Origin of the sequence: Nonomuraea sp. NPDC050733 (assembly GCF_040654215.1) — a bacterium.
In the GTDB taxonomy this organism is placed as follows: Bacteria; Actinomycetota; Actinomycetes; order Streptosporangiales; family Streptosporangiaceae; genus Nonomuraea.
The window spans coordinates 239,093-256,944 of the sequence record NZ_JBFAHO010000006.1 but is presented as its reverse complement, the minus strand read 5'-3'; the positions used below and the strand labels follow the sequence as shown (position 1 = coordinate 256,944).

The 17,852-nt window shown below is 74.1% G+C and carries 16 protein-coding genes; 5 read left to right on the top strand and 11 right to left on the bottom strand.

All coding sequences use genetic code 11. The features are described 5' to 3' along the window. Positions 1-22 precede the first annotated feature (22 nt). The 5 genes from AB0H64_RS14635 to AB0H64_RS14615 form a co-directional block, all read right to left on the bottom strand. Positions 23-1,144 carry a VWA domain-containing protein gene (locus tag AB0H64_RS14635; protein ID WP_357623900.1) on the bottom strand — a complete coding sequence of 374 codons (1,122 nt, stop codon included), beginning with the start codon at positions 1,142-1,144 and terminating at the stop codon, positions 23-25. After that, entirely contained in the window at positions 1,137-3,737 is a 2,601-nt protein-coding gene (locus AB0H64_RS14630) for a DUF5682 family protein (protein WP_357623899.1), read from the bottom strand. The genes AB0H64_RS14635 and AB0H64_RS14630 overlap by 8 nt, the downstream gene beginning before the upstream one ends. A gap of 169 nt (positions 3,738-3,906) precedes the next feature. Further along, a complete protein-coding gene (locus tag AB0H64_RS14625) occupies positions 3,907-4,989 on the bottom strand; it encodes an AAA family ATPase (protein WP_357624072.1) in 1,083 nt (360 codons plus the stop codon). Positions 4,990-5,048: 59 nt separating this feature from the next. Further along, complete coding sequence (locus AB0H64_RS14620) at positions 5,049-6,707, bottom strand: DUF5691 domain-containing protein (RefSeq protein WP_357623897.1); 1,659 nt, start codon at positions 6,705-6,707, stop codon at positions 5,049-5,051. Then, positions 6,704-8,170 carry an SWIM zinc finger family protein gene (locus tag AB0H64_RS14615; protein WP_357623895.1) on the bottom strand — a complete coding sequence of 489 codons (1,467 nt, stop codon included), beginning with the start codon at positions 8,168-8,170 and terminating at the stop codon, positions 6,704-6,706. Before AB0H64_RS14615 ends, AB0H64_RS14620 begins: the two co-directional genes overlap by 4 nt. Before the next feature lie 81 nt (positions 8,171-8,251). Here AB0H64_RS14615 and AB0H64_RS14610 point away from each other — a divergent pair, with 81 nt between their 5' ends. Continuing rightward, positions 8,252-8,800, top strand: a complete 549-nt coding sequence (locus AB0H64_RS14610; RefSeq protein ID WP_357623894.1) for a cupin domain-containing protein — start codon at positions 8,252-8,254, stop codon at positions 8,798-8,800. 154 nt (positions 8,801-8,954) lie between these two features. Further along, on the top strand, positions 8,955-9,962 hold the full coding sequence (gene ligD, locus AB0H64_RS14605; protein ID WP_357623892.1) for a non-homologous end-joining DNA ligase: 1,008 nt from the start codon (positions 8,955-8,957) through the stop codon (positions 9,960-9,962). Positions 9,963-9,990: 28 nt separating this feature from the next. Here ligD and AB0H64_RS14600 read toward each other — a convergent pair whose 3' ends face one another. Then, positions 9,991-10,443: an Lrp/AsnC family transcriptional regulator gene (locus AB0H64_RS14600; protein WP_357623891.1), complete on the bottom strand. Its 453-nt coding sequence runs from the start codon at positions 10,441-10,443 to the stop codon at positions 9,991-9,993. Positions 10,444-10,537: 94 nt separating this feature from the next. On the opposite strand from AB0H64_RS14600, the gene AB0H64_RS14595 reads away from it, so the two are divergent. Together AB0H64_RS14595 and AB0H64_RS14590 are read left to right on the top strand one after the other, a co-directional pair. Further along, positions 10,538-11,404: an LLM class flavin-dependent oxidoreductase gene (locus AB0H64_RS14595; protein WP_357623889.1), complete on the top strand. Its 867-nt coding sequence runs from the start codon at positions 10,538-10,540 to the stop codon at positions 11,402-11,404. Then, the gene (locus AB0H64_RS14590) at positions 11,401-11,826 is read left to right on the top strand and encodes a nucleoside deaminase (RefSeq protein WP_357623888.1); all 426 of its coding nucleotides are present in this window, start codon (positions 11,401-11,403) and stop codon (positions 11,824-11,826) included. Before AB0H64_RS14595 ends, AB0H64_RS14590 begins: the two co-directional genes overlap by 4 nt. Before the next feature lie 4 nt (positions 11,827-11,830). Here AB0H64_RS14590 and AB0H64_RS14585 read toward each other — a convergent pair whose 3' ends face one another. The 5 genes from AB0H64_RS14585 to AB0H64_RS14565 all read right to left on the bottom strand — a co-directional run bounded on the left by AB0H64_RS14585 (position 11,831) and on the right by AB0H64_RS14565 (position 16,704). Continuing rightward, entirely contained in the window at positions 11,831-12,688 is an 858-nt protein-coding gene (locus AB0H64_RS14585) for an alpha/beta hydrolase (RefSeq protein ID WP_357623886.1), read from the bottom strand. A 53-nt stretch (positions 12,689-12,741) separates the two neighbouring features. Next, positions 12,742-13,407, bottom strand: a complete 666-nt coding sequence (locus AB0H64_RS14580; protein ID WP_357623885.1) for a DUF4241 domain-containing protein — start codon at positions 13,405-13,407, stop codon at positions 12,742-12,744. Positions 13,408-13,449: 42 nt separating this feature from the next. Next, the gene (locus AB0H64_RS14575; protein ID WP_357623883.1) at positions 13,450-14,475 is read right to left on the bottom strand and encodes a cytochrome d ubiquinol oxidase subunit II; all 1,026 of its coding nucleotides are present in this window, start codon (positions 14,473-14,475) and stop codon (positions 13,450-13,452) included. A 2-nt stretch (positions 14,476-14,477) separates the two neighbouring features. Next, the gene (locus AB0H64_RS14570) at positions 14,478-15,863 is read right to left on the bottom strand and encodes a cytochrome ubiquinol oxidase subunit I (RefSeq protein WP_357623881.1); all 1,386 of its coding nucleotides are present in this window, start codon (positions 15,861-15,863) and stop codon (positions 14,478-14,480) included. Positions 15,864-16,017: 154 nt separating this feature from the next. After that, on the bottom strand, positions 16,018-16,704 hold the full coding sequence (locus AB0H64_RS14565) for an alpha/beta hydrolase (protein ID WP_357623880.1): 687 nt from the start codon (positions 16,702-16,704) through the stop codon (positions 16,018-16,020). A gap of 127 nt (positions 16,705-16,831) precedes the next feature. Between AB0H64_RS14565 and AB0H64_RS14560 the strand changes: the two genes are divergently transcribed. Next, positions 16,832-17,833 (top strand): WYL domain-containing protein, encoded by a 1,002-nt coding sequence (locus AB0H64_RS14560; RefSeq protein ID WP_357623878.1) that lies wholly within the window; start codon positions 16,832-16,834, stop codon positions 17,831-17,833. Positions 17,834-17,852: the final 19 nt, after the last annotated feature.

Here is a 17,852-nt window from a genome sequence, read left to right as displayed (position 1 = left end):
CCGGCCGGCCCGTCCACAAGCCTCAGGACGTGCGGCTCTCCACCCAATGACCCAGGTCACGCCCCTCCAGCGCGGCCGCCATCAGCTCAGGGAACGCGTCGGGCGTGCACGCGAAGGCGGGCACGCCCAGCGCCGCGAGCGCGGCGGCGTTGTCGTGGTCGTACGACGGCGCCCCCTCGTCCGACAGCGCCAGCAGGACGACCACCTGCACGCCGGCCTGGGTCATCGCGGCGACCCGGCGCAGCATCTCGTCCCGGGCGCCGCCCTCGTACAGGTCGCTGACCAGCACGAAGATCGAGCCGGCCGGCCGGGTGATGAGCCCCTGGGCGTACGCCACGGCCCGGTTGATGTCGGTGCCGCCGCCGAGCTGCGTGCCGAACAGCAGCTCCACCGGGTCGTCCAGCCGGTCCGTCAGATCGACCACGGCGGTGTCGAACACGACCAGCGACGTCCGCAGTGACCGCATCGACGCCAGCACCGCCCCGAACACGCTCGCGTACACCACCGAGGCCGCCATCGAGCCGCTCTGGTCGACGCAGAGCACCACCTCACGCCGCACCGCCCGCTGCCGCCGGGCGTGCCCCACCAGCCGCGACGGCACGACCGTGCGGTACTCGGGCAGGTAGTGGGAGAGGTTCGCCCGGATCGTCCGGTCCCAGTCGATGTCGGCTGCCCGGCGCGGCCGGTAGGTCCGGGCGGAGCGGTCGAGCGCGCCGGTGACGGCCGCCTTCGTCTTCCGGGCCAGCCTGCGTTCGAGCTCTCCCACCACCTTGCGGACCACGGCGCGGGCCGACTCGCGCGCCCGGTCGGGCATGACCCGGTTCAGCGCGAGAAGCGTGCCGACCAGGTGCACGTCGGGCTCGACGGCCTCCAGCATCTCGGGTTCGAGGAGGAGCCGGGTGAGGTCCAGCCGCTCGATGGCGTCCCTCTGCATCACCTGGACCACCGTGGAGGGGAAGTACGTCCGGATGTCGCCCAGCCAGCGGGCGACACGCGGCGCGGAGGCGCCGAGGCCGCCGTCGCGCTCGTACACGGCGGCCAGCGCGGTGTCCATCGCCGCGTCGGCTCCCTCCAGCGTCACGCCGGTGCCGTCAGCTCCCCCACCACCCAGAACCATGCGCCACCTGCGCATCCGCTCATCCATGCCCGCTCCCGCTCCCCCTCCCGACACCACTTCCTCCGGCGCCGCCTCTGTCGATGTCGCCTCGTCCGGTGCCGCCTCTGTCTGTGCCGCCTCGCCCGATGATCGTCAGCACGGTGGCGACCGCCGGCGCCGCGCGCCGCTCGTCCACGTCCCGCTCCGTCCGCCGCTCAGGCCGCCCGGCGGACCGCACCCGCTCCCCGATCGCCCGTCTCTCCGGTACGGCGAAGCCGCCGAACGTGCGGCGCAGCAACGGCAGCACGCCCGTGAACTGGTCGCCGGACAGCCCGGTCAGCCACCCGTCCACGAGCTCCAGCAGCCGGGCGTCGTGCACCAGCAGCAGCCCACCGCCCGCCAGGAACCCCTCGACCCACGCGGCCGCCCTGGCCGGCGGGTGCCCGCTCGACATCGCCCTGGACATCCGCTCGGCGGCGTCGTCCAGCTCACCGGCGTCGAGCAGGATGCGGGTGAGCCGCCCCTCGATCAGCCCGTGCAGGCCGGGCCGCTCGCTCAGACTCCGCAACGTCCGCAACCAGCGTCCCCGCGCGCCTCCCGACCCTGCGTCACCACCGCCGCCACCCGAGGTCGCGTCGCCCGGTGGTGCGGCCGGGGCTTCGAGGAGTGCGACCACCGCGTGGACCGCGTCGATGTGGCCGAGCAGCGCGGCCGCCGCCTCGTCGTCCAGTCCCGTCACCGCCGCCGGCAGACCGACGCGTACCCGGTCCAGCATCGACCGGACGATGACCGCCAGCCCCTCGGCCGGCGTGCCCCGCACGTCGCCGTAGCGGTGCGCGCGGGCCATCGCCGGCAGGGCCGCCATCAGGCGGGTGACGTCGGTGTCGAGAGCGGCCCTGGCCGAGAGGGCGGCCAGCACCTCCGGCAGCGCGTCCGGCAACTCGGCCAGCAGGCACCGCTCCACCAGCTCCGCCAGATCAGCCAACGACACCACAACCCCGGAACCGGCCCCAGAACCGGAGCCGGAGCCCGGCCGTGAGCCGGATCCAGGCCCCGAGCCATCCCCGGACGCCGACCCGCCTGCCGGAGCCACGCCGCCGCCCGAAGCCAGGTCACGGGCACGCTGCGTGGCCGCCTCCACCACCGTGACGCCGAGTGCGGCGCTCTCGATCAGCGTGACGTCGAACTCCGGCCGCCACCGCAGCCTCCACGTCTCCTTGAACGTCCCCTTCCCCCGCGACTCCCCCGGCGTGCCCCAGCCGACGCCGAGCAGCCGCAGCCGGTGCAGCAGGTGGCTGCGTTCGAGGTCGAGGGGCTTGCGCAGGTCGAGGGTCACGTCCCGGTCGATCGCCTCGGGCTTGAACCGCAGCCGCCGTTGCTGGTCACGCAGGTCGCGCTGAAGGGGCACCATGGGCGTGCGGTCGGTGACGTGGCCGAGACGGTCCCCCACGACTATGCGCCGCTGGATCAGCTCGACGGCCGGCTCGTCGCCCTCGCACAGCACCGCCCGGACGGCCTCGGTGACCTCGCCGAGTCCGGCCAGGGGGCGGCCGCGCAGCGTGGCGAGGCCGTGGGCGAGCCGCGTCGCCTCGATGACGTGCGCGGACGACACCGGGAGGCCCTCGTCGCGGAGCACCCCGGCCGCCGCGGCCAGCCACCGCTCGACGGGCCGGTCGGGCGCGGCGAACAGGTGGTCGTACCAGCCCGGCGACGCTACGCCCGCGCCGTAGCCGCTCCACCAGGCCAGCCGCCCGTACGTCCACGGCACCCACGTCAGCTCGACCTTCGCCTTGGGCAGGCCGCGCAGCAGCGCGTCGTCGGCCTTCACCGGTGGCAGCGGCCCGGTCAGGGCGGGGACGTGCCAGGCGCCGCAGACGACCGCGATCCGCCGGTGCCCCTCCTTGAGCGCGGCCCGCAGGGTCCTGCGCATGTACGCCTCGCGGCGGGCTTCCCGCCGGCCGGGCACGTATCCCTCGCGCACGGCGGCCATCGCCTCGGCGATCACCTCGAACGGGGTGTCGCCGCGATGCTCGACGACGTCCTCCCACCAGCGCTCCGGATCGTCGTACCCGGCGGCGAGGGCGAGCGCCGCGATGGGATCCACCCGCACCTCCACGGGCGTCGCGCCGGCGTCCCCCGGCACGTCCGCGACCTCACCGCCGCCCGCCCCCCGGCCGGCACCGGAACCCCCGCTCGCACCCTGACCCCTGTCGGCGTCCGGGGCCCCTTCCCCAGCCGGGACCGCACCGGCGATGGGTCCCGCACCGCTGTCCGGACCTGCGCCAGGGGCCGGACCGACGCCGACGGCCGGGACCGTACCGGGAGCCGGGTCAGCGAGCGAGTACGCGGCCGGGAGGTCGCAGAAGCGTACGGGAACGCCGTGGGCCGTGCCGTACAGGATGGCCTGCCACTCGGGCGAGAACCGCGCGAACGGCCAGAACGCCGCGCTCGACGGCGCGCCCGGGACGTGCGCCAGCAACGCCACCGGCGGCTCCAGCTCCGGGGCGAGGGCCACGAGCGGGTCGGCCTCCGGCGGCCCCTCGATGAGGATCACGTCGGGCCGCAGCCGCCGCAGCTCCTCTCGCACGGCCCTCGCCGACCCGGGCCCGTGGTGGCGCACCCCCAGGACCGAGACAGTCATCGCATCTCCTCAAACGTGGAGCCCCCGCGCCGTCGGACGCGGGAGCAGTGCGGGAACGACCGTCGAGGACGGGACGCCGCCGTCACGACGTCAGAATCACGTGGCTCGGAACAGGCCCCGGTCAGAACACGTCCCGGTGGAAGGGCATCGCGGTCACAAGACGTCACGGTCAGGAGACGTCACGGCAGGCCCGGTAGAAGTCCTGCCAGCCGGGCCGCTCGCGGACGACCGTCTCCAGGTACTCGCGCCACACCACCCGGTCCGACACCGGCTCCTGCACCACGGCCCCCACCATCCCCGCCGCCACGTCAGCCGGCCGCAGCACCCCGTCGCCGAAGTGCGCGGCCAGCGCGATGCCGCTGGTGAGCACCGAGATGGCCTCGGCCGTGGACAGGGTTCCGCTGGGCGACTTGACCCTGGTGCGGCCGTCCTCGGTGACGCCCGCACGCAGCTCCCTGAACACTGTCACCACGCGCCGGATCTCCTCCAGCCCCGTGGCGGTGCCCGGCAGCTCCAGTGACCTGCCGAGCTGGTCGACCCGCCGGGAGACGATGTCGACCTCCTCCTCGGCGGTGGCCGGGACGGGCAGCACGACCGTGTTGAAGCGGCGGCGCAACGCGCTGGACAGGTCGTTGACGCCCTTGTCGCGGTCGTTGGCGGTGGCGATGAGGTTGAACCCGCGCCTGGCCTGCACCTCGTGTCCCAGCTCGGGGATGGGCAGCGTCTTCTCCGACAGCGCGGTGATGAGGGCGTCCTGCACGTCGGACGGCATGCGGGTGAGCTCCTCGACCCGGACCACGCGGCCCTCGGCCATGGCCCGCATCACCGGCGACGGGGTCAGCGCCTCGATCGACGGGCCCTCGGCCAGCAGCCTCGCGTAGTTCCAGCCGTAACGAACGGCCTCCTCGGCGGTGCCGGCCGTGCCCTGGACGAGCAACGTGGAGTCGCCGCTGATGGCGGCGGCCAGGTGCTCCGACAGCCAGGTCTTGGCCGTGCCGGGCACGCCGAGCAGCAGCAGTGCGCGGTCGGTGGCGAGCGTGGCGACGGCCACCTCCACGAGGCGGCGGGCTCCCACGTACTTGGGCGTGATGCGGTCGCCGTCGCCGAGCACGTAGGTGGTGACCGCCCACGGAGACAGCTTCCAGCCGGGCGGGCGGGGCCGGTCGTCCTCCTTGGCGAGCAGGTGCAGCTCCTCGGCGTACTGGTCCTCGGCGTGGGGGCGCAGCACACCGGCATCGTGGGGCGCGCCCACGCCGCCCAGGGCATCCGCGTCGCCGCCCGTGCGGGGCCCGCTCACCGGGCTGAGGTCGTTCACGAAAGCTCCTCCATCATGTCGGCGCGGAACCGCAGCAGGGCGGCCACCTGCTGCACCGCCGGCTCGGTCGAGTAACGCGCGGCCAGATCGCCCAGCGTGGGGGCGACCCGCTCGCCGGCCAGCTTGACGAGCTCGCCGAGGTTCCAGGGCTGGGTGCTGGCCATCTTGACGATCTTCGCGAGTACGGCCGTGGCCAGCTCCTCGCGCCAGTCCGGCGACACGCCGCCCAGCACCATGATCAACTGGCTGTCGAGATCATGCTCACGTACGAACGCGGCGGCGAGCACCTGCTGCTCGCCGGGCGGCAGCACGGTCAGCAGGTCGGCGATCGGGTCCCAGGCGAACATCGCCCGCGCCCACGCCGGATCGCGCTGCAGCAGGGCGGCCCGCACCCAGGCGGTCTTCACCTCGGCGTCCCAGTCGGGGATCCGCAGGGCCAGCAGCGGCGCCGGGTCGGGACCCCAGATCTCCAGCGGCGCGCGGGCGATGACCTGCTGCAACCACCAGGCCCGCTCACCGATGCCCCGGGGCGGCTTGACCTTGACGCCGTCGCGCTCCATCGCCCGGTCGCACTCCTTCGGAGGCTCCACGCGCATCACGCCTCCGGCGATGGTGAAGCAGGCACGGGCCCGCTCGGCCATCCGCCGGGACAGGGCGGAACCGGGCAGCCGGGCCAGCAGGTTCGCGGCCTGCTGGCGGACCTCGCGGCGCCGGTCGTCGAGCACCTGCTCAAGGAACGGCTCGTCCCCGATGGACAGCCCCTCGGCCAGCACGGTCACGAACTCCGCCCGGTCGTCCGGCGTCTCGCTCTCCCACGTGCTCTCCAGCAGTCGCCGCGCGGCCCCGGGATCGTCGGCCCTGAGCCGCCGCACGTACGCGCGGCGGTCGGCGGGGCTTCCCAGCTCCCACGTCTCGCCGGTCGGCTCCTCCAGCAGGTAGGCCCAGGCCGGGTTGAGCCCGGCCAGCCACCGGCCGCGCCGCCCGGCGAGCACGCCGAGGTGCGCGCGGATGGAGCGGTCGCGGCGGCCGCGTTCGAGCAGCTCCGGCAGCACGTACGGGGGCACCCGGCGTCCGGTCGCCGCCGCGGCGGCCAGCCACTCGGGCAGCAGCCGCTCGTACTCGCCCCCGAGAATCCGCACCAGCCGCCCGGCCGCCATCCCAGCGACGGCCGCCTGCCCCTCCGGCGGCGCCACCCGCCCGTCCCGGTGAACCACTTTCCGAGGGGGGACGTGATCCCCGCCAGTGGCAGAGGTGGTCCGGTTCGAGGAGGCGAGGTCCGGGCCGGCGTCAGAGACGGTCTCGTTCGAGGAGGCGAGCTCCGGGCCGGCGTCAGAGGTCTGCTCGCTCGCAGGGACGGCCTCGGTGCCTGCGTCGGCCGGCTGCTCTGGCTGATCGGTCGGTTGGTCGGCTGGCTGGCCGGTCTGCTGAGCTGGCTGATCGGTTGGCTGGTCGGCCGGCTGGCCGGTCGGCGTCGGCTGGGTTTCCGCGCCGGTCGGGGCGCCGGGCGTCGTGGGGTGGCCGTCCGGGGATGTGGCGAGGCGGCGGCCGGCGCGCCGCCGGGCGACCTCCACGGCGGCGTCCGCCAGCAGATCCCCCTGGTACGGCCTGCGGTGGGTGCCCACCAGGGCCGTGGAGGCGAGGTCGTCCCAGCTCACAGGATCACCACCGTCCCGTCGTCGGCCCAGGTCGTCAGGGGCCGCAGCCCGTAGGGAGTCCACTCGGCGGCGACCGTGACGGGGTGGCCTCCGGAGACGGCCATCAGCCGCCACGGGTCGTACGCGCTCCGGTGCAGCGGGAACCCGCCGAGATGGGTACGCCCGGGAACGACCCCGGCCAGGACGAGGGGCCAGGAGTCGGTCCAGGGATCGGCGGCGAGGGCTTTGGCCACCTCGTCCATCGCCTCCTCCGGCGCCACCCCGGGCGGCACCCCCATGGGCGACGCGGTCCCGGCTGTCGCGGGCGCAGCCGTTCCGGACACAGGTGCGGGTGGCGGTGGGGTGTGGCGGGCGGTCAGAAGGGCGCGGAGGGGGGCGGCGCCCGGGTAGAAGGCCAGGTCGGCGTGCACGGTGGCGCCCGTGGCAAGCGAGGCGTCAAGGGCGTGGCCCTGCGGGGCGAACGACAGCACCAGCGCCGGCCGGCCCGTGTCGCGGCCCCGCAGCCACACCCGGCGGGACGTCAGCCGTTCCTGCACCTCGTCGCGCTGCCCCAGGACGTCCCAGTCGTCCCGTACCGTCGGGCCGGCCAGCACCTCCTCGCGCGTCACCTGGAATCCGACCCGCGACAGCACCGTCTGCGCCAGCGGGGCCGGCAGGTGGGCGCGGCGGCGGTAGGCCACGGCCAGCAGGTCGATCAGGGCGTACTCCTCCAGCAGTCGCTCCGGCCAGTCGTCCGCCGCGCGGGCCGCCCGCAGGCGCGACACGGTGCCCGCCATCCCAGGCGCCTGGGCGTCCACGAGCCGCTTGGCCAGGTCGTCCCAGTCGCCGTCGCCGGCCGCGGCCAGGCCCTGACGGATCTGGTCGGTCAGCCAGCGCTCCAGCTCGGCGAGCCCGGCGGTCACGCGGGCGTGCCGAGCGGACTCCGCCGCCGTGCCACGCCCGCCTCCCCGGCCCGCGGAAGCCTCCGCCCCCCGGACCATCTCCCCAGGTCCCGCTGCCTCCTCCGGTCCCGCGGCATCCCCCGGCCCCGCCACCTCACCCGGTCCCGCGGCATCCCCCGGCCCCGCCCCCGGTCCCGCAGCCGACCCCGGTCCCGCCGTCGGCGCGACGTCGGAGGTGGGGCGAGTGGCGCGGTCGGCGAGCCAGTCGGCGGCCCACTCCGGCGCGGCCGCGGCGGCGGGCACCTCGCCGGCCGCCCAGAGCAGCAGCAGCCCGAGCGCGTGCTTGCACGGGAACTTCCGGCTCGGGCAGCCGCACCGGTAGGCGGGCTCCCCCAGGTCGACACACGTCTGGTACGGCTTCGCGCCGCTCCCCGCGCACTCGCCGAACACCACGGCGGCCCCGTCCGTGACGACCCCGAGGAGCGGCCACGCGGCGGCCTTCGCCACGCCCTGGGCGGCCTTGCGGGACGGCGCGTCGGGGGCGAGGGCGAGAACCTGGTCGCGGCTCCACCGTTCGATCACCTAGGGCACACTAGCCACTCCGACCGACATTTCCAGCCCCGCCTGACAACGCGGTCAGGAGCGAGATCATAGACTCGCCCCGTGGAGCTGACGATCTATCCCGACGGCCCGTCGATCGAGGTGGCGGACGAGGCGGAGGCCCTGGCCAGTGGGCTTTCCGGGCAGCTCGTCCTCGACGGCACCCGGTTCCTGCGCCGCGACGTCCACGGGGCCCCGGTCCGTTTCGAGGAGCGCCCTCCCATCGCCCGCGCGCTCGACCTGCTGCCCCACCCCGAGGGCGGCTGGTTCCGCGAGACGTGGCGCTCGCCGGTGTCGTTCCGGCCGGACGGCTATCCCGGCCCGCGCTCCAGCGCCACGGGCATCTACTTCCTGCTCCAGCCCGGCGAGGAGTCGGTCCCGCACCGCGTACGGTCCGACGAGGTGTGGCTGTGGCACCGGGGTGGGCCGCTGACGCTCACCGTCGGCGACGGGACGGTCGTGCTCGGCCCGCTGGTGGAGGAGGGACAGGTGCCGCAGGCCGTGGTTCCGGGAGGGGCCTGGCAGGCGGCGCGCCCCACCGGCGACGAGGCCGTGCTGGTGAGCTGCGTGGTCTCGCCGGGCTTCGACTTCCAGGACTTCACGACCGACTGAAACCTTCCAAGCTCCACGGCCGACTGAACTTTCCAGGCTCCACGGCCGACTGGAACGGCCGAGAGCGACGGGAAACGGCTGCTTTGTCGGGACTTGACCCGCCCTCTACCCCCGCCGGACCGTAGCCGCCCCCCGCGCGGGAAGGCCATCCGTCATGGGGCGACTCCCCACGTACCGGCCGATGCTCGCCCAGCTCGGCCGCCTGCCGCCACCCGCGCAGCACGGCCTGTGGTCGGCGGAGATGAAGTGGGACGGCGTGCGCGGCCTGGCGTACGTCGAGGCGGGGGCGCTTCGCCTCATGTCGCGCAACGGGCGCGATGTCACGCTGGCCTATCCGGAGCTGTACCTCATGGCCGGGGCCGTGGGCGGCCGCGACGTGGTGCTGGACGGCGAGATCGTGGCGTTCGACGACAGCGGCCGACCCAGCTTCGGGGCGCTGGCGGCGCGGATGCACCAGCGGCACCCCATGAGGATCGCCGAGCTCGTCAGAACCGTCCCCGTCACGTACATGATCTTCGATGTGCTGCACGTCGGCGACCGCAGCGCCATCCGCCTGCCGTACGACGAGCGCCGGGAGCTGCTGGAGGGCCTGGTGCGGCCGGGGTTCCGGTGGCAGACGCCGGTGGCGTTCCTCGGCGACCCGCGGGCGGCGCTGGCCGCCAGCCACCGCCTCGGCCTGGAGGGCGTGGTCGTCAAGCGGCGCGACTCGCCGTACCGTCCCGGCGGGCGCGGCCCGGAGTGGACGAAGGTGAAGAACTTCTCCCATCTGGAAGTGGTCATCGGCGGGTGGAAGCCGGGCGCGGGGCGGCGGGCCGGCGGGATCGGGTCGCTGCTGCTCGGCGCGTACGACCCGGACGGGCGGCTGATGTACGTGGGGCACGTCGGCACGGGGTTCACCGACGCCATGCTGGTCGCGCTGCGTGAGGAGCTGACGCCGCTGGAGCGGCCCTCGTCGCCGTTCGGGCAGCCGGTGCCGCGCGAGTACGCCCGCGACGCCCGCTGGGTGGAGCCGCGCCTGGTCGGCGAGGTGCGGTACGCGGAGGTGACCGGCGACGGGCGGCTGCGGCACCCCTCGTGGCGCGGCCTGCGCCCGGACCGCTCGCCGGAGGAGGTGCGGACGGACGGCCTCGCCGCCGCGCGGGAGCGGGGCGCCGCGAGCTGATGCTCCCGGGCGCAACGAGAAAGAACGGTCAGGTGGAGGGCGCGGCGGGGGCCCGGTAGGCCAGGGTCTGGCTGTAGACGACGTTGGTCGTGGTGCTCCCGAACTGTGCGAGCTCGTCCACGATGCACTCCAGGTGTCCCATGGAGACGGCCGCCACCTTGAGCGTGTAGCAGTCGTCTCCGGTGGTGCGCAGGCATTCGAGGATCTCCCGGCGCTCTCCGAGCAGCCGGTGCAGCGGCTCGTGCCGGTTGCCCGGGTACTTGAGCCGGACCATCGCCAGCACCGCGAAGCCCACCTTGGCCAGGTCGATCTCCGCCCGATAGCCCGTGATGACGCCCGCCGCCTCCAGCCGCCGTACCCGCTCGGTGGTGGCCGAGGCGCTGAGGTTGACGCGCCGGGCCAGCTCGGTCAGCGGGACGCGGCCGTCCCGCTGGAGCTCGGCGATGATCGCCCAGTCGGTCGCATCGACATTCTCGGCCATGGGCTCAAACTACCGGGAAATCCACGGCCACCAGGCCCTCATCGCGTGAGGATTGCCTTCCGGCCCGGCTGTGATGGTGGATAGCGTTGGACGCGTGCGAATAGGTGTGAACGTTCCGAATTTCGGCCCCGGGACCGACCCCGGCACGCTGCGCCAGTGGGCGCGGACCGTCGAGGGCCTCGGCTTCGACCTGCTGATGGTCTCCGACCACGTCGTGGTGACGCCCGACGTGGCCGAGCAGTACCCGGCGCCGTTCTACGAGCCGTTCACCACGTTGTCGTGGCTGGCCGGCGTCACGGACCGGATCGGGCTGGGCACGACCGTGCTCATCGTCCCGTACCGTCATCCGCTGCTGGTGGCCCGCATGGCCGCCAACCTGCAGCAGCTCAGCGGCGGGCGGCTGGTGCTCGGCGTGGGCGTCGGGTGGGCGCGGCAGGAGTTCGAGGCGCTGGGCGTGCCGTTCGAGCGGCGCGGCGCGCTGACCGAGGAGCACCTGCTGGCCATGCGGGCCGCGTGGGAGAACGACGACGACTACCGCGCCGGACGGATCCCGCTGTGGGTGGGCGGCAACAGCGACGCCGGCATCCGCCGGGCCGTGCGGCTGGGCGACGCCTGGCATCCGCTGCGGCGCACGGTGCCCTGGATGCGGGAGGCGGCGGACCGGCTGGCCGCCGCGGCCGAGGAGCTGGGGCGTCCCGTGCCGGCCATGGTCCCGCGCATCCTGCTGCGGCTGACCGACACCCCGGTCACGGGCCCGGACCGGCTCGCCGGCGAGGGCACGCTCGACCAGGTCCTCGGCGACCTGGAGGAGCTGCGGCTGCTCGGCGTGGAGACGGTGGTGCTGGACCCGTTCGGCAAGGACCCGGCGGAGACGCTGTACCCCGAGGCGGCCTGGCGGGCGCTCGCCGCGGTGGCCGCCGCCCGCAAGATCGATCCCTCTGTACGGACGGAGTCCCCATGACGAACGACGACGAACGCTTCCTGCTCCGGGCCATCGAGCTGGCCGCCGAGGCCCGCGAGGGCGGCGACCCGCCGTTCGGCTCGCTGCTGGTGGGCCCGGACGGCGACGTGCTGGTCGAGGAGCGCAACTCGACGGTGACGGGCGGCGACATCACCGCCCATCCCGAGCTGAAGCTGGCCCGCTGGGCGGCCCGCGAGCTGACGCCCGAGGCGGCGGCGGCCACCACGATGTACACGAGCTGCCAGCCGTGCGGCATGTGCACGGGCGCGATCGAGCGCTCGTTCCTCGGCCGCGTCGTGTTCGCGCTGTCCAGCGAGCAGCTCACCGGCCTCAAGCCGCCGGCCACGGCCGCCGGCCCCCGCCTGGAGGGACCCGCCCTGTACGACAAGGCGCAGGTCCCGGTGCGGGGCTACTACGTCTGAGGCGTCAGGACACCCGGGCCGGTAGGCGGGACTCCAGCCAGGGGCGGAGGATCGGCAGGACGGCGCCCGGCTGCATGGCGCCGGTGTGGTCGAGGCCGTCCAGCACCCGCACCTCCCACCCGAGCGACTCCATCTCGTCCCGCCGCTCGGTGAACGGGCCGGCGATGTCCACGACGACACCACCCCACCGCTCGTCGTACCGGATCACGTCGGCGGAGCCGGCGAAGCACAGCCGCGGGCAGGTGACCCGTGACTGCACGGCCAGGTCGTCGAACCCGCGCAGTCCCTCGTACAGCGTGACGAACTGCTGCGTCTGGCCGGGCGTCATCTCCACCTTCGCCTTGGACCAGTCGCCCGGCTCCCCCGGCTCCCCGTCCGGCTCCTCGGGGGCCGGGTCGGTCGCCATCGTGTGGGTGGCGGTGGTGACGGCCAGCATCGCCGCGTACGGGCCGCCGATCGGCGGGTAGCCGCCCATGACGAGCGCGGACAGCCGGTCGGTGCGGACGGCGAGCTGGAGGCCGCTGAGCGCGAGCCAGGAGTAGCCGTAGTAGGCGAACCGGTCGGCGCCGGCGGCGTCGGCCACGGCCAGCAGGTCGGCGGCCACGTTGGCGGGGGTGAGCGTGTCCGGCTTGGGCTGGGCCAGGACATGGCCCTCGTAGTCGAACGCGACGACCGTGAAGCGGTCCGCCAGCCCGTCGATGAGGGTGCGGCCCAGCGCGGGGTCCGCGCCCCACTTGCGCATCTCCTCCGCCTGCGGGCCCTCGACGGGACGGGGGTTGACGGGCAGGAGCACGGCGGGGCCGTCGCCGTTGATCTCGACGTCGATCTCGGCTCCGTCGTGGAGTGTCGCCCGGGTGGTCATCCGGTTCACCTCTGATTCCTTATGGCATAAAGAGTTACCTGGGAGAGGATAGCTTATGGCGTAAGGAATCGTGGCACCTGATCGGGCAGGACCATGAAGTCGGTGAGGAACGATGACACCTCGCCGGCCGAGGTGCGGCCGACGAACGTGGGGTAGACGCCGTCGCCCCAACCGGTCTCGACCGTGACGACATTCGCCCCGGTCTCCTGGTCGACGACCGCGCCGACCAGCCCGGGCACGGGCGCCTGCGGCACGTCCGGGACGATGTAGGCGTCCTCGACGCGCTCGTGATCCCAGCCGGCCAGGGCACGCACCGCGGCGAGGTCGGCCAGCGTGCCCATGCCGGCGTCGACGGTGTACCCGAAGAGGTCCTCGTCGCCGAGAGCGGCCGCGCTCTGGCCGGCGACGAGCGCGGGCTCCCACCGGTCGGCGGGCCGGTCGCGGACGACCAGTTGCAGAGCGGCGACGCGCCGCTGGAGCTCGACGCCGTCCCGGTACAGGACCGCGACGGAGGCCACCAGGGGGTACCGGCCAGGTGGCGCCTGGATGGTGAACGGCTCGGCTCCGTCCCGGCCGACCAACGGGTCGCAGCCGACGACCTGACCGGTGGGGAGGACGGCATCGCCGATCACGTGCCGCTCGATCCGGTAGGTGACGAGCCCGTCGACGCGGGCGGCGCCCGGTGTCAGTAACCGCTCCAGGTCCGGGGTGTAGGCCATGCCCATGGCTCCTGTGCTCGAGGCGTCCTTCGCGGACACGAACTAGCTCTCAGTCTCCTCCCGCTCCTTGCCGGCGGTGTGCCCGCGCTGGAACGTCGCGTACAGCCACCACAGCGACGGCACCAGCAGCACCGCCCCGACGGCCAGGGCGCCTAGGCTGGCCGCCAGCACCGTCCCGGTGGCCGCCGCCTCCCGCAGCGTCACGCCGGGCAGCAGCACCGGGTACTGCCCCACGCCCCACCCCCACAGCAGCCCCACCACGGCCAGCGCGCCGGTGATCCGTACCGCCAGGTAGCGGCGCAGCCACAGCAGCGGCAGCGACGCCACCCCGGCCACCACCGACAGCACCAGGAACGGCAACGCCCGGCCGGAGGTCAGCCCGGCGAAAAGGCGCGGCGCGTCGGCGTGCAGCACCAGCAGCCCCGCCGCCGACAGCACGCCCACGACCAGGCCGGTCACCAGGGCCCGGCGCCGGAACTCCTCCGCCAGGTCCTTCTGTCCGGTGCGCTCGGCGTCGCGGGTCAGGTAGCACGCGGCCAGGTACGCGGCGGTGCCGACGGCCAGCGCGCCCGCCACCAGTGACGTCGGGTTCGCCCAGCTCGTCACCAGGTCGCCCTTGGCGATGCCCGGCGGTACCCGGCCGGACGCGATGGCGCCCGCCACCGTGCCCAGGAAGAACGGCGTGACCACGGACGAGAACGCGAACGTCGCCCCGAACAGCCGCTGCTGCCACAGCTCCGTGGACGCCTTGCGGAAGGCGAAGGCCGCGCCCCGGGCGATGATGCCGAGCGCCGCGAGCGTCAGCGGGATGTACAGGGTGGAGGCGACGGCCGCGAACACCGACGGGACACCCGTCCGCATCAGCACGAGCACGAAGATCAGCCAGACGTGGTTGGCCTCCCAGACGGGACCGATGGAGTGCTCCACCAGCTCCCGGCTCCGGCGTCCCGTGGCGGCCCCGCCGGCCAGCAGATCCCACACGCCGCCGCCGAAGTCGGCTCCGGCGAACAGCACGTACGCGGTCAGGCCGATCCACAGCACCGCGAGCATGATCTCCGGCAGCGGCATGGTCAGACGACCTTGTAGCCGGAGACGTCGGGCTCCTGCGGCGCGACGGGCACCGGCACGTCACGCGCCAGCCGCCGCAGCACGTACACGGTGGCGACGGTCAGCACCACGTACACCGCCGTGACCAGGACGAAGCCGTACACCAGGCCGGGCGCCGGGTTCACGGCGTCCGCGGTGCGCAGCACGCGGAACACGATCCAGGGCTGCCGCCCCACCTCGGTGACGACCCAGCCGGCCTCCAGCGCCAGCACCGCCGCCACCCCCGACAGCGCCGCGGCGCGCGCGAACCACACCGTGCGCGGCGGCTCCCGCCGCCTCCACCAGGACACGGCCAGCCACGCGGCGAGCAGCAGCAGCGCCATGCCCATGCCCACCATGATCTGGAACGCCCAGTGGACGATGTTGACGGGCGGCCGGTCGCCGGGCGGGACCACGTTCAGGCCCTGGATGGCGGCATCGGGATTCCAGTGGGCGAGCAGCGACAGCCCGTACGGAATCTCCAGGGCGTACCTGAGCTCGCCGTCGACGGCGACCCCGCCCAGGTGCAGCGGCACCCCGCGCCCCGACGCGAAGACCCCTTCCATGGCGGCCAGCTTGACGGGCTGGTTGTCGGCCACGAAGTGCGCCGCCCAGTCGCCCACGCCGATCTGGACCGGCGTGACGATCCCCGCCACGGTCAGCGGCAGCAGCAGGCCGATCCGGTGGTAACGGTCATGCCGTCCGCGCAGCATGGCCACGGCGTACACACTGGCCATGCCGTACCCGGCGACCATGAACGCGGCCAGGATCATGTGCACGGTCTGCGGCGGCGTCGCCGGGTTGAACATCGCCGCCCACGGGTCCACCGCCACCACCCGGCCGTCGCGCAGGAGGAAGCCGGTCGGCTGCTGCATCCAGGCGTTCGCGGTGACGACGAAGAACGCGCTGGCCACACCCGCGATGACGATCGGCACGCCGGACAGCATGTGCGGGACGGGCGGCATCCGGTCCCAGGCGTACAGGTAGATGCCAAGGAAGATCGCCTCGATGAAGAACGCGATGCCCTCCAGCGAGAACGGCAGCCCGATGACCTCGCCGTACGTCCCCATCATCCCCGGCCACAGCAGGCCCATCTCGAACGACAGGATGGTGCCGGAGACGGCGCCCACGGCGAACAGCACGCCCATGGCCCGCGCCCACCGCCGGGCCAGCAGCCGGTAGTGGACGTCACCGGTGCGGTGCCCCCGCCACTCGGCCAGCAGGGTGATCGCCGGCATGCCCACGCCGAAGCAGGCGAGGATGATGTGCCAGCCGAGGGACAGCGCCATCTGCATCCGCGCGGCCCCCAGATCGGCCGCCCCGGCGGGCGCGACGGCATCGGCCACGGTGGCGAGAACGGGAGCGACCATCTGTCATCTCCTGCTGGGAAGGGACCGGCCCTGGACAACCTGATCCCTATCCCGCCGACGACCTGCGACACCGTCACGCTCCGCTTTTTGCCGTGGCTTCCTTGAGTCCTTTCGCGGCGACCGGTGCATCGCGCGGCCCGAAGGCCGGCAGTTGTCAGGACTCGGGGGCCGCCGCGGCCAGGAGCCGGGCGAGCTCGGCCGGCTCGGTGATCATGGGCCAGTGGCCGGAGTCGATGTCCACAAGGTCAAGGTGCTTGGCCCTGGCCAGCTCCGGCACGTCACCGGCGGCTATCCACTCCTGAGCCTGGGCCGGGGTGAACTCGGGGCACACGACGAGGACGGGGACGTCGAACCGCCGCTCGTCCGTCAGGCGCACCACGCCCTTCGTCACCCCAGCGGGGACGGGGATCGCCGCGGACGCGAAGTCCCGCCTGGCCTCCTCGCCGAGGTCGGCGGAGTCCGGCCCTTCGAACGGACCCCAGCCGGGGAAGGGCATGACGCCGTCCTTCACCTCGAAGAAGTCGGCGTAGGGCTGGCCGTCGGCGGCCGGGAAGCCGCCGACGAACGCGACCTTGGCGACCCGCTCCGGGCACGCGTCGGCGGCCAGCCAGGCCAGGGTGCATGCGGCGGAATGCCCCACCAGCATGGGCTTTCCCGACACCGAGTCCACGGCGGCCAGCACTGCTGCCACCTGGTCGTCGAGAGTGGCCGAGGCGGAGCCGTCGCCCTGCCCGGGCAGGGCGATCGGCACGGGGCGGTGGCCGAGCGCCTCGAGGGCGGGCACGACGTCGTCCCACGCGGATCCGTCGAGCCACAGGCCGGCGATGAGCAGGATATCCATGATCGGTTCTCTTTCTTCAGCGCGTTCCGGCGAGGTCCTGCCCGCGGAACTCGGTCAGGACGTCAGGCTAGGACCGATTCCGGACGTTCTACTTCCTGTTCGTCCCGTGACCGCCTAATGTGCTCGGGTGCCGACCGATCTCAGCCCCACCGCACGAGCTCTGCGCGCCATGGAGATCCTCCAGACCCGCCCTGGCGTAACGGCCGGCGAGCTCGCCGCCTGTCTGGGCGTCACGGAGCGGGCCGCGCGCCGGTACGTCGGGATCCTCCGCGAGGCGGGCATCCCCGTCGAGTCGGCCCGCGGCCCCTATGGGGGGTACCGGCTCGGGCGCGGGACGCGACTGCCTCCGGTCTCCTTCACCGAGCCCGAGGCGCTCGGCCTGGTCATGGCGGTGCTCGACGGCCAGCCGGCGGCCGCCGACGTCGGCGACCTCGTCGGCGCCGCCCTGGGCAAGGTCATCCGGGCCCTGCCCGAGAGTGTGGGACGGCAAGCGGCGACGCTGCGCGAGCACGCGTCGGCCGCGCCCGACCGGCTCTCGGCCCGTCCGGATCCCGCCACCACCAGCGCGCTCGTGGCCGCCATCGCGGACCGGCGGCGCGTGGTGGTCGCCTACCGGAGCGGGTCCGGCAACGAGTGGGAGGCCGAGGTGGACCCCTGGGCGGTCGTCGTCCGCCACGGGCGCTGGTACCTGCTGTGCTACTGCCACCGCGCGGACGCCATCCGCACCTACCGGGTCGACCGCGTCCGCCGGGTCCAGCGGAGCACGCACGCGTTCGAGCCGCCCGACGGCCTCGACCCGGTGGCGGCTCTGGAGGAGAACCTGGGCACCGGGTGGGAGTTCGCCGCACGCGTCGTGTTCGACGCTCCCCTCGCCGAGGTGGCGCCCTGGATCCGGCCGCCCATGGGGCGGCTCGAACCGTCGGGGGACGGGTGCGTGCTCGTCGGCAGCACGAGCAATCCGACGATGTACGCGCAGGAATGGCTGCCGACCGTGCCGTTCCCCTTCCGCGTCGAGGGTGGGCCGGAACTGCGCGCCGCGGTCACGGTGCTCGCTGCGCGTCTCGCCGCCGCCGTGGCGGGCCCGCCCATGGACGACGCCACCCCGGACCCGGGGTCCGACCGGCCGTGACACGCGCCAGCTGACGGAA